This window comes from Candidatus Hydrogenedentota bacterium, assembly GCA_012730045.1.
GTDB lineage: Bacteria > Hydrogenedentota > Hydrogenedentia > Hydrogenedentales > CAITNO01 > JAAYBR01.
Genome location: JAAYBR010000029.1, coordinates 1 through 15,176, shown reverse-complemented (window position 1 = coordinate 15,176; position 15,176 = coordinate 1). Strand labels below are relative to the sequence as shown.

At 67.6% G+C, this 15,176-nt stretch carries 13 protein-coding genes and 1 pseudogene; 9 read left to right on the top strand and 5 right to left on the bottom strand.

Going from position 1 to position 15,176, the window contains the following annotated elements:
• Positions 1 to 5: 5 nt before the first annotated feature.
• From GXY15_02650 to GXY15_02635, 4 genes are all read right to left on the bottom strand, one after another.
• Positions 6 to 809, bottom strand: a complete 804-nt coding sequence (locus GXY15_02650; protein NLV40113.1) for a M48 family metallopeptidase — start codon at positions 807 to 809, stop codon at positions 6 to 8.
• The gene (locus GXY15_02645; protein NLV40112.1) at positions 806 to 1,291 is read right to left on the bottom strand and encodes a YbjQ family protein; all 486 of its coding nucleotides are present in this window, start codon (positions 1,289 to 1,291) and stop codon (positions 806 to 808) included. Before GXY15_02645 ends, GXY15_02650 begins: the two co-directional genes overlap by 4 nt.
• Entirely contained in the window at positions 1,284 to 1,613 is a 330-nt protein-coding gene (locus GXY15_02640) for a heavy metal-binding domain-containing protein (GenBank protein ID NLV40111.1), read from the bottom strand. The genes GXY15_02645 and GXY15_02640 overlap by 8 nt, the downstream gene beginning before the upstream one ends.
• 231 nt (positions 1,614 to 1,844) lie before the next feature.
• The gene (locus tag GXY15_02635; GenBank protein NLV40110.1) at positions 1,845 to 2,711 is read right to left on the bottom strand and encodes a glycerophosphodiester phosphodiesterase family protein; all 867 of its coding nucleotides are present in this window, start codon (positions 2,709 to 2,711) and stop codon (positions 1,845 to 1,847) included.
• 320 nt (positions 2,712 to 3,031) lie between these two features.
• Here GXY15_02635 and GXY15_02630 point away from each other — a divergent pair, with 320 nt between their 5' ends.
• The 9 genes and pseudogenes from GXY15_02630 to GXY15_02590 all read left to right on the top strand — a co-directional run bounded on the left by GXY15_02630 (position 3,032) and on the right by GXY15_02590 (position 14,261).
• Complete coding sequence (locus GXY15_02630; protein ID NLV40109.1) at positions 3,032 to 3,901, top strand: hypothetical protein; 870 nt, start codon at positions 3,032 to 3,034, stop codon at positions 3,899 to 3,901.
• A 252-nt stretch (positions 3,902 to 4,153) separates the two neighbouring features.
• Positions 4,154 to 4,873: an SDR family oxidoreductase gene (locus tag GXY15_02625; protein NLV40108.1), complete on the top strand. Its 720-nt coding sequence runs from the start codon at positions 4,154 to 4,156 to the stop codon at positions 4,871 to 4,873.
• Positions 4,870 to 7,098 (top strand): ATP-dependent RecD-like DNA helicase, encoded by a 2,229-nt coding sequence (locus GXY15_02620; protein NLV40107.1) that lies wholly within the window; start codon positions 4,870 to 4,872, stop codon positions 7,096 to 7,098. Before GXY15_02625 ends, GXY15_02620 begins: the two co-directional genes overlap by 4 nt.
• Positions 7,099 to 7,801: 703 nt before the next feature.
• Positions 7,802 to 8,089 carry a co-chaperone GroES gene (locus tag GXY15_02615; protein NLV40106.1) on the top strand — a complete coding sequence of 96 codons (288 nt, stop codon included), beginning with the start codon at positions 7,802 to 7,804 and terminating at the stop codon, positions 8,087 to 8,089.
• A 42-nt stretch (positions 8,090 to 8,131) separates the two neighbouring features.
• Positions 8,132 to 9,769 carry a chaperonin GroEL gene (gene groL / locus GXY15_02610; protein ID NLV40105.1) on the top strand — a complete coding sequence of 546 codons (1,638 nt, stop codon included), beginning with the start codon at positions 8,132 to 8,134 and terminating at the stop codon, positions 9,767 to 9,769.
• Between the two features lie 200 nt (positions 9,770 to 9,969).
• Positions 9,970 to 11,181 (top strand): 6-phosphofructokinase, encoded by a 1,212-nt coding sequence (locus tag GXY15_02605; protein NLV40104.1) that lies wholly within the window; start codon positions 9,970 to 9,972, stop codon positions 11,179 to 11,181.
• Positions 11,182 to 11,300: 119 nt separating this feature from the next.
• A pseudogene (locus GXY15_02600) lies at positions 11,301 to 11,459 on the top strand (prepilin-type N-terminal cleavage/methylation domain-containing protein).
• 9 nt (positions 11,460 to 11,468) lie between these two features.
• Positions 11,469 to 12,320 carry a hypothetical protein gene (locus tag GXY15_02595; GenBank protein NLV40103.1) on the top strand — a complete coding sequence of 284 codons (852 nt, stop codon included), beginning with the start codon at positions 11,469 to 11,471 and terminating at the stop codon, positions 12,318 to 12,320.
• 606 nt (positions 12,321 to 12,926) lie between these two features.
• Positions 12,927 to 14,261: an MFS transporter gene (locus GXY15_02590; GenBank protein NLV40102.1), complete on the top strand. Its 1,335-nt coding sequence runs from the start codon at positions 12,927 to 12,929 to the stop codon at positions 14,259 to 14,261.
• Positions 14,262 to 14,947: 686 nt separating this feature from the next.
• Here GXY15_02590 and GXY15_02585 read toward each other — a convergent pair.
• The coding region (locus GXY15_02585) for a transketolase (GenBank protein NLV40101.1) at positions 14,948 to 15,176 on the bottom strand (229 nt) is incomplete at its 5' end.

Genomic DNA, 15,176 nt, shown 5'->3' with positions numbered 1-15,176 from the left:
ACGTGTCAGCCGCCCTTCTGCGCCCCGGCGGTCCGCAGGGCCTCGACGGTCTCGCGGAGGACCCGGATGCGGCTTTCGTGGTCGGGGTGGGTGGAGAGCATGTAGGCCCAGGCGGGGAGGTCCTCCATTTCGCGGAGGAGCTGGAACAGTTTTTCGGCGCCCTCGGCGGAGCCGTAGGTCTCGTAGACGAGGCGGGCGGCGAAACGGTCCGCGCCCTCCTCCTGCGCGCGGGAGTAGGTGCGGTGCATGGCCTCCGTGAGGACCCGGGCCACGGGGAGGACGTCGCCGGAGCCGCCGAGCGCCATGAGGCACACGGCCATGCCGGCGGCGCGCCCCAGCCCGCGCAGGTGGTCGCGCTGGCGGTAGTGCCCCAGCTCGTGCGCGAGGACAAAGGCCACGGCGGCCTCGTCGTCCCCCAGCTTCTCCAGCAGCGCCATCGTCAGGAGGATGCGCCCGCTGGGCAGGGCGAAGGCGTTGGGCTTCGGCGGATCGTCCGTCACGCCGAGGCGGTAGGGCAGGCGGGGCACCTCCGGATGCGCCGCGAGGCGTTCCAGCAGCCCCCGCCACCGCTCCCCGGCGCCCACGCTCCCCTCCGCGAGGAACTCCGCGCCGACGGCGCCGAAGATCCGCGCCTCCGTCTCGGGGGAGATGCGCAGGACGATCCGGTCGGTCCCCCACGAGACCGCGGCGAACACAACGACCACGAGGGCGGCGAGCACGCCGAAGAGCTTGAGCGTGTCCGCCAGCACCCCCCGGGTCTGCGCGCTGGCCTCGGCGGCCTCCCCCATGTCCTTCAGGACGAACTTCATGGGAGGGGGGGCGGCTCGCGGAGGTAGCGCACCGCCGTGCCGGAGGCGATCAGCTCCACCGCGCCGATGGAGTTGGCGTCCCTTTTCGCCTTGGCGCCGGAGATGCTGCTGGTGTCCAGGCGCAGGTTCACAATGATGTCCGCCCGGCCCGCGCAGAGCTCCTTGACCCGCAGGACCGCCTCGCGGCGGGCGCGGTCGAGCAGGCTCTCGTAGGAGCGCACATTGCCGCCGAAGAGGTTGCGGATGCCCATGGCGAAGCGCTTGAAGTAGTCCACGGACACCACGACGGACGCCGACACCAGCCAGGCCGCCTCCACGCCGCGCGCCATGTCCCACTCGGCGCTGGGCATGACAGGCAGCGCGGCCAGCGCCGCCTCGCGCCGGCGGATGCTCGCGTAGTGGCGGCGCTCGTTCCACTGGCCCGCGAGCAGCCCCAGCAGCAGCAGGCCCAGAAAGAGCCCGATCTGGAACAGCTCAACCATGGTAGTCCGGCTCCACGCGGACGGCGGTGCCGTAGGCGTACAGCTCCGCGGCACCCTGGGCCACAGCGGAGGTGGAGAAGCGGATATTGATGACGGCGTTCGCCCCCATCGCCTGGGCCTGGGCCGCCATGCGGTCCAGCGCCTGCCTGCGCGCCTCCTGGAGCAGTTCGGTGTAGCCCTTCAGCTCGCCGCCCACAATGTTCTTCAGCCCCGCCATGAAGTCCCGGCCGATGTTCTTCGCGCGCACCGTGCTCCCCCCCACCAGCCCGTGGTGCTCCGCGATCCGCATCCCCGGCACCCGGTCAATGTTGGTCAGAATCATCTGCGCTCCCTCCTTGCGGACGGGGGGTGAAAGGATCCCCGCCCGGCGCCCAAAGCATAGCACAGGGCGCGAAAAAAGTCAGCCGCGCGCCGCAGCAGTCCCCCGGCGGAGGGGGGTGTGGTGGGGGACCGTGGGGGGAGGGGCGCGGCTCCCGCCGCCGGCGGACCCCGTGCCGCCAGGGAAGGCGTGCAATGTCCTGTCCGGGGGGTGGGGACGGACTGAGGCGGGCGGTCATTCCGGCGCGGTGCGCGCGCCCCGTTTTTCCGCCCAGACCCTGACGGCTTCGGCGAAGCGGCCGGGACGGTCCGTGGCGTACCAGCGGATGCCGAGGTCGAGCAGCATGTCCAGCGGGGCGTCCGCGGCGAAGGGGAGCACCTCCAGGTCCACACCCGCCGCGCCGGTCTCGGCGAGGCACGTCCGGAGGAAGTCGAGGGGCAGCTCAAAGGGTTCCGCGCCCGGCCCGCCCGGGGCATGGAGGTGGAGCTGCACCTGGTCAAGCTGCGCGAAGCCCGTCGCGGCGGCGGCCGCGTATGTTTTCCGGATCTCGCCGGGTTTCCCGCCGATCCACAGCATCGTGCGGATGCCGGGCACCTTCCCCTTCACGGTCCGGCAGTTGTCGTGGGCGTTGTGGCAGAAGATGATCCGCTCCGCGGCGCCGGAATCCCGCAGGATGCCGGACAGAATGTCCAGGTCCACCGCCTTGAAGTCCAGATAGACCCGCCGGGCCGGGTCCGCCCGCATCTCGTCCAGCACCTCCGCCAGCAGGGGCACCTTCTCCCCCGCGTGCTTCGGGGAGAACTTCGCGCCCGCGTCCCACCGCCGCACCTCCGCCGTCGGGAGGTCCCGGACATCCGTGTCGCGGATGCCCGCCGGCGCGTTCGTCGTGCGCGCCAGCGTCGCGTCATGCAGGCAGACGATGTCCCCGTCCCGCGTGGTGCGGATGTCCACCTCCGGCAGCGCGCCGAGCGCCCACGACGCGCGGTACGCCGCGAGCGTGTTCTCCGGATACTCCGCCAGTCCGCCCCGGTGCGCCTGAAAGCGCACCCCCGCGTCCGGCGCGGCGGCCAGCGTCAGCAGACAGCACACAAGTGAGAGCATGGCGCAATCCTTTCCGTTCCGGCGTCCATCCTAGCAGATTCCCCACGGAGGCGGGGAGGGCGCGGCGCCGGGAAGAGGGGGGGGGACATGGGCGCGCGGGATGCGGCGGGAAACCCCGTCCATTCCCGCCGGCCCCTTCTCTGTGCCGCAACGGGGAAACCGCCTGAAGTGGCGGCGGCCCGCGCCGCGCGCTTATAGTGTCTGCGCGCGGCCGCGTGGGGCGGCGCGCCGGTCATCGAGGAAGGAGACATCATGCTGCTGGAGGGCAAGTGCCAGCACAAGGCAGCATCTGGCCGTCGGTAATACGAGGAAAAGCAAGAATGGCATTTAATACTCGAGAGATGGCGGTGCTGATTTGGGCTGCTCTCATCCTTCTCTTTGTGTTATGTTATCCAAGCACTCGAAAAGCGTCAAACGGAGTGCTTCGAGCAATCATTCATAAAAAGATACTAACACTATTTGGGATGGCGCTTCTGTACCAAGCCGCAATAGTATGGATTATATACAAGGTAGGTTTCTGGAGAACAGATCTCTTGAAAGACACCTTGTTGTGGATCGTTACATATTCTGCAGTTATGCCATCGCGAATCATATTGGAAAAGGACCCAACCTTAGTGATATGGCGCTTCCTCAAAGACGGAGTAAGGGCTGCGGTCGTAATTGAATACATCTTAAACATACATACCTTTCCGCTCATTGCAGAGGTAATGCTTGTATTCATTTTGGGTCTTCTCGGAACTTTGTTGGTAGTAGCCGAAAGATACCCTGAACCTCGTGTGATTCCCGTGCTAGTTTCTCTCATTCAGGCATCCGTTGTCTTGGCCGTCCTGTTAGCTTCCATCCGCGCATTATCTGCAGAAATGGCTGATGTGTTTTCGATTTCAATAATCCGACCTCTTGCATTGCCAACGATTCTGACGGTGGCGATGATTCCGATGCTATACACAACAAGGCTAATCATAGATTACAAAGGATTCTTTATGCGGGTTGATATGTACAGCACATGCCCATTTCGGACTCGCGCATATATCCGTTATCGTGCCATTCGATATGCAGGGTTAAGTTTACGAAAAGTACAGTTTCTCCGCGAGAAGGTATTAATGCGACTCATCCATGCAAACGACCGTCACGGTGTTGACGAAGTATTTATTAGAAGTGAACAGGATGCGCTTGAAAGCAACTCGGGGTAATCGAAACGATCTAGACTAATCTTTGGCCTCAGCCTGTGGAGGAAGGCTGTCACCACAAGGTAGGAAAGGTTCCTTCTATTTTCGACAATGGTATCAAAAGTAACTATCCATTACGGGGCTCTGCCTTGTGGCGGCCGGAAGGCAGGCGATAGCAATCCATGGGACGAATTGGTTTTGTGCAGCGCCGCGCGCTTATAGTGTCTGCGCGCGGCCGCGCGGGCGGCGCGCCGGGTTTTCGAGGAAGGAGACATCATGCTGCTGGAGGGCAAGACCGCCGTCATCACCGGGGCGGGGCGGGGCATCGGCCGGGCCATCGCGCTGGCGTTTGCCCGCGAGGGCTGCGACGTGTTCCTGGCGGCGCGGACGGCGCCGGAGCTGGAGGAGACGGCCGGGCTGGTCCGCGCGCTGGGGCGGCGGGCGGAGTGGCGCCGGTGCGACGTGGCGGAGCCGGAGGACGTCCGGCGGATGGCGGCGGCGGCGCTGGAGGCGTTCCCCGCCGTGGACATCCTGGTGAACAACGCGGGGTGGGCGGTGTTCCGGCCCTTCCTGGAGCTGACGCCGGAGGAGTGGCAACGGACGCTGGACGTGAACCTGACGTCGGTCTTCACGGCGATCCAGGCCTTTCTCCCGCACATGCGGGCGCGGCGCGCGGGCCGCATCATCAACATCTCGAGCGTGACGGGGATCAAGGGGCTCCACCTCCAGTCGGCGTACACGGCGGCGAAGCACGGGGTGAACGGCCTGACGAAGGCCCTCGCGCTGGAGCTGAAGGCGGACAACATCGCCATCCACGCCATCTGTCCGGGCGGGGTGGACACGAAGATGGCGCGGGACAACATGCCGCACCGCGACAAGACGGGCTGGATGACGCCGGAGGACATCGCGCACACGGCGCTCTATGTCGCCACGCAGAGCCCGCGCGCGGTGACGGACATCATTCACGTCCGGCGCTTCGGCAGCGAGCCCCTATGACTCCGCCCTGGACGCGCGACGACCTCTTCCCCAACGGCCGCAAGCCCGGCGGCGGCGGCCCGCCGGACGCCCCCGGCCAGACGGATCTGGAAACGACGGACACCGTCGAGGGCGTCGTCGAGCGCATCGTCTACGAGAACCCCGAGAACGGCTTCTTCGTGGGGCGGCTCCGCCGCGACGACACGCGGGAGCTGGAGACCTTCGTGGGCAACCTGATGGCCGTGTCGCCGGGGGAGACGGTGCGGCTGACGGGGCGGTGGGAGGTGGACCGCAAGTTCGGGCGCGAGCTGCGCGTGACGGCCTATGAGACCGTGCTCCCCTCGACGGCGGAGGGCATCGAGCGCTTCCTGGGCTCGGGCATGATCGCGGGCGTGGGGAAGGAGATGGCGAAGCGGCTGGTGGCCGCCTTCGGCCGCGAGACCCTGCGCGTGATCGCGGAGCAGCCGGAGCGCCTGCGCGGCGTGCCGGGCATCGGCGCGAAGCGCGCGGCCCAGGTCCACAAATCCCTCGGCGAGAAGAAGGCCCTCCAGAGCATCATGGTCTTCCTCCAGGGACACGGCATCTCCCCCGCCCTCGCCGTGCGCATCCACAAACACTACGGCGACGGCGCGGCGGCGGTCATGCGCGAGAACCCCTACCGCCTCGCCGCGGACATCTCCGGCGTCGGGTTCCAGGGCGCCGACACCATCGCGCGGCGGCTCGGCATCGCCGCCGACGCCCCCGAGCGCCTGCGCGCCGGCGTGCTGCACACCCTGTCCGCCGCGTCGGGCGACGGCCATGTCTTCCTGCCGCGCGGCGAGCTGCTGTCGCGCGCGGCGGAGCTGCTGGCCGCGCCGCCGGGCCCGGTGGACGCGGCGGTGACGGCGCTGGCCGCTTCGGGCGGCGTGGTGCTGGAGGACGACGCGGTGTTCTCGCCCCTGCTGCACGCGGCGGAGCGCCGCGCGGCCGAGGGGCTCAAGCGGCTCCTGCGCACGCCCCACGACCCCGTGGAGATTAACGTGGAGAACGCCCTGCGCTGGGTGGAGCGCGAGGGGAAAATCACCCTGTCGGAGCGCCAGCGCGAGGCCGTCCGCCAGGGCGCGCGCGGCAAGGTGCTGGTCATCACCGGCGGCCCCGGCACGGGCAAGACCACGGTGCTGAAAAGCCTGCTGGCCATCCTCGAAAGGAAGGGGGTGTCGTTCGTCCTCGCCGCGCCCACGGGCCGCGCCGCCAAGCGCATGGAGGCCGCCACGGGCCGCGACGCCCGCACGCTCCACCGCCTGCTGGAGTTCAACCCCGCCACGGGCCGCTTCGCCAAGGGCGAGCACGCCCCCCTCGCCACGGACCTCCTCGTCGTGGACGAGGTGTCCATGGTGGACATCCAGCTCCTGTCGAGCGTGCTGGAGGCCCTGCCCTCCTTCGCGCGGCTGCTGCTCGTCGGCGACGTGGACCAGCTCCCCTCCGTCGGCGCGGGCAGCGTCCTCCTCGACATCATCGCGTCGGGCCTCGTCCCCGTGGTCCGCCTCGACACCGTCTTCCGCCAGGCCGAGGAGAGCGGCATCATCGCCAACGCCCACCGCATCAACCGCGGCGAGATGCCCGTGTTCAACGACCGGGACTTCGTGCTCATCGAGCGCGACGACCCGGCGAAGGCCGTGGAGACCCTCGTGGAGGTGGCCGCCCGGCGGCTGCCCGCCCGCTTCGGGCTGGACCCCCTGCGCGACATCCAGGTGCTCGCCCCGCTGCGGCGCGGCGACGCCGGGGTGGAGGCCGTGAACGCCGCCATGCAGACCGCGCTCAACCCCAACGGCGCGCCCCTCCCCGGCCGCGCCTACGGCCTCGGCGACAAGGTCATGCAGCTCCGCAACAACTACACCCTCGACGTCTACAACGGCGACACGGGCGTGGTCACGGCGGTGGACCTGGAGGCCGGGGAGTTCCAGGTCTCCTTCGACGACGGCCGCGCCGTCCTCTACCCGGTGGACGAGGCGGACAACCTCGCCCCGGCCTACTGCGCCACGGTCCACAAGGCCCAGGGCAGCGAATACCCCGCCGTCGTCCTCTCCCTCCACAACCAGCACTTCATGCTCCTCCAGCGCAATGTCCTCTACACCGCCGTCACCCGCGGCCGCCGCCTGGTCGTCATCGTCGGCTCCCGCCGCGCCGTCGCCCGCGCCGTACGCAACACCAGCCAGACCCGCCGCAACACCCGCCTCGCCGCCCGCCTCCGCAACGAGGTCCGCTGACCGACGGCGAAGAGGGCGGAAGACGTAGACGCGGCATCTTGCCGCGTTCTTTGGGCCTTTGGTTGACCCGAAGAACGCGGCAAGATGCCGCGTTGTGGCCGTCCCCATCGGCCTCCTTCATTGGCAGACCGCCAGAGGCGGGGGCTCGGTCCATGAAGAAGAGGACATGCGGTGGAACGTGGCGTCCTGTCCCTCTTCACCCCGGAGGGGTGGGGGCCATTAGCCGGTGGTTGAGCGCAGCGACACCACCGGGATTGGACGCTTCTCCCCATTCCTGGCACCCCGGCAGGGGTGCGGGACCCCGAAGCCAGGAGGAATCGGACGTGTCCTGAACCCCTGCCGGGGTTCTCCAAGAGAGAGGGGGGGGCGACGTCCGGTGGCATCGCCGCGCTCAGCCACCGGCTAATGTCCTGCATCCCTCCGGGATGCCACCCTCTTCCTGTTGCTGCCAAAATGGCATAATCCTCCTCCATGCTTGTTTTCTGTCTAGCCGCGCCGCCCCACATCGTGTCCTTTGGGAAAACACCCATGAAATAGCGGGGAATGGGGGCTTGACACGGCGGCTGGGGGCGTGCTATTATCACTCACGACCGCCGAGTGCTAACGATGGCAGGCGGTGGTCCGGGCGGTTTGCCAAAATGGCAGCCGCCTGAACGGGCCAACAGTGTATGTGCGAACCAACCAACCACAAGGAGCAAGCACAATGAAAGTTCGTCCCCTGGCAGACCGTATCCTGGTGAAGCGCGAAGAGCCCAGCGAGACCGTGCGCGGCGGCATCATCATCCCCGACACGGCCAAAGAGAAGCCCCAGGAGGGCAAGGTGATCGCGGTCGGCCCCGGCCGTCTTGACGAGCACGGGAAGCGGGTGGCCCTCGAGGTGAAGCCGGGCGACCGGATCCTCATGGGCAAGTATTCCGGGACCGAGGTGAAGATTGACGGCGACGAGCACGTCATCATGCGCGAGGACGACGTTCTCGCGGTGCTCGAGTAGCCGGCGCCCCAAAACCGCAGAACAGAACAAGGAGACTGAGACATGCCTAAGCAACTGGAATTCGGAGAGGGCGCGCGGCGCAAGGTGCTCGAGGGCGTCGTGAAGCTGAGCGCGGCCGTGAAGGCGACGCTGGGCCCGAAGGGCCGCAACGTGGTGCTCGACAAGAAGTGGGGCGCCCCGACCGTCACGAAGGACGGCGTGAGCGTGGCCAAGGAGATCGAGCTCGAGGACAAGTACGAGAACATGGGCGCCCAGATGGTGAAGGAGGTCGCGTCCAAGACCTCGGACGTCGCGGGCGACGGCACGACGACGGCGACGGTGCTCGCGGAGTCCATCTTCCGCGAGGGGCTGCGCAACGTGACGGCGGGCGCGAACCCCATGGCGCTCAAGCGCGGCATTGACAAGGCCGTGCTGGCGGTGGTCGAGAAGCTGGCCTCCATGAGCAAGCAGGTCCGCAACGACAAGGACGTGATCCGCAACGTGGCGAGCATCTCGGCCAACAGCGACATGGAGATCGGCGACATCATCGCCGAGGCCATGGAAAAGGTCGGCAACGACGGCACGATCACGGTCGAGGAGGCCAAGGGCATCGAGACGACGCTCGAGGTGGTCGAGGGCATGCAGTTCGACAAGGGCTACCTGTCCCCGTACTTCGTGACGGACCCCGAGACCATGGAGTGCGTGCTGGAGAACTGCTACATCCTCATCAACGAGAAGAAGATCTCCAACCTGAAGGACCTGCTGCCGCTGCTGGAGCAGATCGCGAAGTCGGGCAAGCCCCTGCTGCTGATCGCCGAGGACATCGAGGGCGAGGCCCTGGCGACCCTGGTGGTCAACAAGATCCGCGGCACCTTCCAGGCGGCCGCGGTGAAGGCGCCGGGCTTCGGCGACCGCCGCAAGGCCATGCTGGAGGACATCGCGATCCTGACCGGCGGCCTGTGCATCACCGAGGACCTGGGCCGCTCGCTCGAGAGCGTCACCATCTCCGACCTCGGCTGCGCCAAGCGCGTCGTCATTGACAAGGACACGACGACCATCGTCGAGGGCGCCGGCTCCAGCGCCGACATCATGGGCCGCATCAACCTGATCCGCAGGCAGATCGAGGACACCACGTCCGACTACGACCGCGAGAAGCTCCAGGAGCGCCTCGCGAAGCTGGCCGGCGGCGTCGCGGTCATCAACGTCGGCGCGGCCACCGAGATCGAGATGAAGGAGAAGAAGGCCCGCGTCGAGGACGCGCTCCACGCCACCCGCGCGGCGGTCGAGGAGGGCATCGTGGCCGGCGGCGGCACCGCGCTCCTGCGCTGCCAGGACGTGATTGACGGGCTGGAGGCCGAGGGCGACGAGAAGATCGGCGCCCAGATCGTCCGGCGCGCCGTCGAGTCCCCCCTGCGCCAGCTCGCGCTGAACGCCGGCGACGAGGGTGCCACGGTCGTCCAGAACGTCCGCGCCAAGAAGGGCAACACGGGCTACAACGCCGAGACCGGCGAGTACGAGGACCTGATGAAGGCGGGCATCATTGACCCGACCAAGGTCACGCGCACGGCCCTGCAGAACGCCGCGAGCATCGCCGGCCTCCTGCTGACGACCGAAGTGCTGATCGCCGACATCCCCGAGCCGGAGAAGGCCCCCGCGGGCGGCCCCGGCGGCGGCATGGGCGGCATGGACGGCATGTACTGAGCCCCGGCTCCCCCTGAAGACAACGCGTCCCGGCGCTCCCCAGCGGAGCGCCGGGACGCCCCTTTTAACGCCCGTCCGCGCGGCCCGGTTGCGCGCCCCGGGTCGGGCGTGCGATAATGCGCCACCCCTTGACGCCGTGTTTCACCGGCGAATTCCCGGCTCTCCGAGGGGCAAACCACACAGTCCAGGAGGAGTTATCCATGGCCAAGCTCGAAGGAAAAGTGCTGGTCGCCCAGGGCGGCGGCCCGACGGCGGTCATCAACCAGAGCGTGGTGGGCGCGGTGCTCGAGTCCCGCAAGTTCCCGCAGGTCACGCATGTCTACGGCGCGCTCCACGGGGTGAACGGCATCATCAACGAGAACTTTCTCGACCTGACCGAGGCCACCACCCACAACCTGGAGGCCGTCGCGGCGACCCCGTCGGCCGGCCTGCTCTCCACGCGCGACAAGCCCGACGTGGAGTACTGCAAGCGGATTTTCCAGACCTGCCAGGCCCACAACATCCGCTATTTCTTCTACTGCGGCGGCAACGACAGCGCGGACACCTGCCGCATCGTGAACGAGCAGGCGCACGAGGCGGGCTACGAGCTGCGCGTCATCCACGTCCCCAAGACCATTGACAACGACCTGAAGGTCACGGACCACTGCCCGGGCTTCGGCTCCGCCGCCAAGTTCGTGGCGCAGGCCTTCGCGGGTGCCAACCTCGACAACCGCGCCATCCCCGGCGTGTACATCGCCATCGTCATGGGCCGCCACGCGGGCTTCCTCACCGCCGCCAGCGCCCTGGCGCGGAAGTACCCGGACGACGGCCCGCACCTCGTCTACCTGCCCGAGCGCACCTTCGTCAAGGAGAAGTTCCTGGCGGACGTGAAGGCGGTGTACGAGAAGTACGGCCGCTGCGTCGTCGCCGCCTCCGAGGGCATCGTGGACGAGAACGGCACGCCCATCATCACGGCGTTCACGGGCGGCGAGAAGGACCTGCACGGCAACGCCCAGCTCTCCGGCACCGGCGCCCTGGGCGACCTGCTCGCGTCCCACGTGAAGCTCACGGGCATCAAGCGCGTCCGGTCGGACACGTTCGGCTACCTCCAGCGCTCCTTCCTCGGCTGCGTGTCCGAGGTGGACCAGTACGAGGCCCGCGAGGTCGGCGAGAAGGCCGCCCAGTACGCCATCTGGCACAACGTGGACGGCTCCGTCGCCATCAAGCGCGAGGGCGACTACGCCGTGTCCTACTTCCTGACGCCGCTGGAGACCGTCGCGCGCCACTCCACCGAGATGCCCGACCGCTTCATCAACGCCGAGGGCAACCATGTGACCGAAGACTTCCTCCGCTACGCCCGCCCGCTCGCCGGCCAGATGCCGCTCATGGAGCGCATCCAGGCCCCGCGCGTCGGCAAAATCCTCAGCAAGTGACCGCCCCGCGGCGGTCCGTGTTTTTCCCGTCCCCGGACCCCGGTCCGGGGACGGCCCCTTTTATGCCCGCCCCGCCCGGGGAACTTTCCCGGCCGGCCCGTGATTAACCGGGGGAAGGAGTGTGTCCCGTGAGAAGAAACGCCTTTACCCTCATCGAGCTGCTGGTCGTCATCGCCATCATCGCCATCCTCGCCGCCATGCTCCTGCCCGCCCTCGCCCGCGCCCGCGAGGCCGCCCGCCGCGCAAGCTGCGCCAGCAACCTCAAGCAGTTCGGCGTCATCTTCAAGATGTACGCCTCGGAGCACCGCGGCGCGTTCCCCCCGTCCGCCCTCAACGGCCGCCACCTCGCCCTCGGCGAGAGCCCCGACGCCCCCGGCAGCAGCCGCGACCTCTGGGCCCTGCCCGACGGCGTCGCCGTCTACCCCGAATACCTCACGGACATCACCCTCTTCTTCTGCCCCTCCAGCCCCCGGTTCTTCCCGGAGGACCACGTCGGCCCGAAGGGCTGGAAATGGTACACCGACGGGCAGGCCCTCGGCGTCGCCCCGTCGCTGGGCAGCTTCAGCCCCCTGTGCCTCAACGACGAGCAGAGCTACGTCTACGCCGCGTGGATGGCCGAGGACCCCGACGTGTGGGCCTCCATGACCCTCGCCGCCGACTGCAAACTGAACATGGACGCCGGCCTCGGCAGCGAGGTCACGCGCAATGAGGGCCGACGCATCCTGGAGGAGGACATTGACCTCGCCGCCCTCGACCCCGCCCGCATGAAGACCTGGTGCCAGAGCCGCTGCATCCAGGTCACCGTCAGCCCCTACCTCGCCGACGGCACCCCCGCCTGGGAGGCCTACGCCCTCCGCGGCAACGGCGGCGGCCAGACCATCTACCGCCTCCGCGAGGGCGTCGAGCGCTTCCTCATCACCGACATCAACAACGCCGGCGCCTCCGCCAAGGGCCAGTCCGAAGTCCCCGTGATGTGGGACGCCACCCAGGGCCTCCGCAAAGACGGCAACGGCCAGTTCAACCACCTCCCCGGCGGCGCCAACGCCCTCTACATGGACGGCCACGTCGAATTCATCCGCTACCCCTCCGAAAGCATCCCCTGCAGCCCCCTCATGGTCGCCATGGGCGGCGTGTGGTAGGGGGAGCCGCGGAGAAAACAAGGCAGGCGGGACGCCTGCGCTACGGGGAGGGCCGGCGTCCGCAACCCCGCCGTCCCGGCGTGTTCTTGGGTCAGCGCGCCCGTAGCACCGCCGTCCCGGCGGCCTTGTCTTCCCTCGCCAGGCGTGGTCTTGGGTCAGCGCACCCGTAGCGCCGCCGTCCCGGCGGCCTTGTCTTCCCTCGCCAGGCGTGGTCTTGGGTCAACGCGCCCGTAGCGCCGCCGTCCCGGCGGCCTTGTCTTCCCTCGCCAGGCGTGTTCTTGGGTCAACGCGCCGTATCTGGGCAGTGGCCAAGCCCGCGCCAGGGGGAAGCCCGGCGATCCCAGGGTGCGCTGACGCAACGGTTGTCTGTCCGTCCGGGGTTAGGGACACGTCGAAGCCGTGGTGTTGAAGGGGGGCCGCGGCGCCGGTTTTTCTCATGGAGGGGCTCTGCTTCGAGAGCACTGCGGCTCTTGGCTTTGAAAACCGGGGCTTTCGGCTGTAGAGTATCATCTTGTCCGTATCGTCCTGTCCCTTTGGCAAGAACAGGCGCGGCGCCAGGCGCGTGCAACGCGAACAGGGACGCGCCCGCAGGAGCAACCAGACTTGATGACGTCGGAGAGCGCCAAACGGTTCAAGTACTGGCAGTACCGCACGATTGCCGCCACGATGGTTGGCTACACGCTCTTCTACTTCCTGCGCAAGAATTTCAGCCTGGCGATGCCCGGCATCGAGTCCGAATTGGGCATTACCAAGACGAGCCTTGGCGCGTTTCTGACGTTGCACGGATTGGTCTACGGGCTGTCCAAGTTTCTGAACGGCTACTGGGGCGACCGCTGCAATTCCCGCACCTACATGATGGTGGGGCTCGCCTTGTGTCTGTTGGTGAACGTCGCGTTCGGATTCGGGCCGGTCTTTGCCGAGGTTTTCACCGGGACCCCCTCCGGCCCGGCCTTCATGTCGGCCCTGATCGTCATCCTCGGCGTCCTTTGGGTGCTGAACGGCCTGTTCCAGGGCAGCGGTTTCCCGCCCTGCGCGCGCCTCCTCACGCACTGGATACCCCCAAACGAACTCGCGACCAAAATGTCCATCTGGAACACGTCGCACTCCGTCGGGGCGGGGCTGATCGCGATCCTGTGCGGATACATCATGGCTTACGGCGGGCCGGGCGCGTGGCGCTTCTGCTTCTGGGCGCCGGCGGTGATTGCCGGGGCGGGACTCCTGGCCCTTGCGGCGGCGCTGCGCGACACGCCCTCATCCGTGGGCCTTCCGGAGATTGCCGCCACGGAAGTGAGGGGCGCCCGCGCAAACGAACCCGTCAACAGGCAGTTCCTCCGCGAACGGGTCTTCTGCAATCCGCTGATCTGGATGCTCGGATGCGCCAACTTCACGATCTATGTGGTCCGGTTCGCCGTTTTGGACTGGGGCCCCACGCTGCTCAAAGAATCCAAAGGGCTCTCCCTCGACCACGCCGGCTGGATGGTGGCGGCCTTTGAGATTGCCGGCGTTGCCGGCATGCTGGGCGCGGGCTGGATCACCGACCGGTTCATGAAGGGCCGCGCGCCGCGCACCTGCGTGTTCTGCATGGCTGGAGCCGCGCTGTTCATGTTCTGTTTTTGGATGCTTCCCGCCACCGCGCCGTCATGGCTCCTGTTTGCGACACTGCTCGCGGCGGGCTTCTGCATCTACGGCCCTCAGGCGCTGACCGGCGTCACGGCCGCCAACATCTCGACCAAGAAGCTGGCCGGGACGTCAATCGGCTTCACGAGCCTGTTCAGCTACGCGAGCGTGGTCGTGTCGGGCGTCGGCCTGGGCGCGCTGGCCGAGCACTTCGGCTGGCGCTATGCCTACATCGTCATCATCGGCGCGGCCGTGGCCGGCGTCTTCACCTTCCTGTCGCTATGGAACGCAAAGGCCGACGCCTACGACGATCTGGCGGAATGACATCGGACGATCCCGAAGTCTCCCGTGTCCGCCTCAGATTCCGGCAGTGAAATTGCGGGGTGTGGTTCCCGAAAACCCGTGCTTGTTGACGGGCAGGGACTTGTGATGAATTCGGGGCGATTGAGTCCGTCTGTGCCTGTCCGCATTTGTTGCGCTTTCCACTTCGTAAAACGTCCTCCGTTTGACCTTGACGCCAACGCGGCCTGTTCGCTTGCCAGCCGCTTTCTCGGGTCAACGCGCCCGTGGCGCCGCCGTCCCGGCGGCCTTGTCTTCCCTCTCCAGCCGCTTTCTCGGGTCAACACGCCCGTAGCGCCGCCGTCCCGGCGGCCTTGTCTTCCCTCTCCAGGCGTCTTCTTGGGCCAACGCGTTTCTTCTTGGCCGTGGAGAGTGCCCATGCCAGGCTGGAGCCTGGCGATCCCAGGGTGAGCTGACCGGCGGGTATCTGTGCGCTGGAGGGGAAGGTTGCGCCGGCCGGCGGGTATCTGTCCGTTCGGGGTAAGGGACACGTCGAGGCCGTGGTGTTGCTGGAGCGCGGCGGTCTCGGGTTATCCCTCCCGTCGCAGCCCCCTGGGAGCGCCAAGCTCCAGCTTGGCATTCGGGAAAACCCCAACAAACGCGGCGGCATACAGAACGGCGCGGCCCCGAAGAGGGACCGCGCCGCGTGTCGTTGTCAGGGGTGTCCGCGCTCAGGCGAGGGACTTAATCTTCGCGAGCAGGCTGTCGGGGTCGAGGCCCTGGTGGTACATGTGCTCGTGGAGGCCGCCGTGGCCGGGCTTGGAGACGCCGACGTGGGCGTAGCGGGGGCTGAACCCGCGCTCGAGGAGCCAGGTGCCGTAGCGCAGGCCGAGGCCCGTCTTGATGTTCTGGCTCTCGGCCACGAGGACGAAGGGGGCCTTCCCGACCTTCGCCAGCATC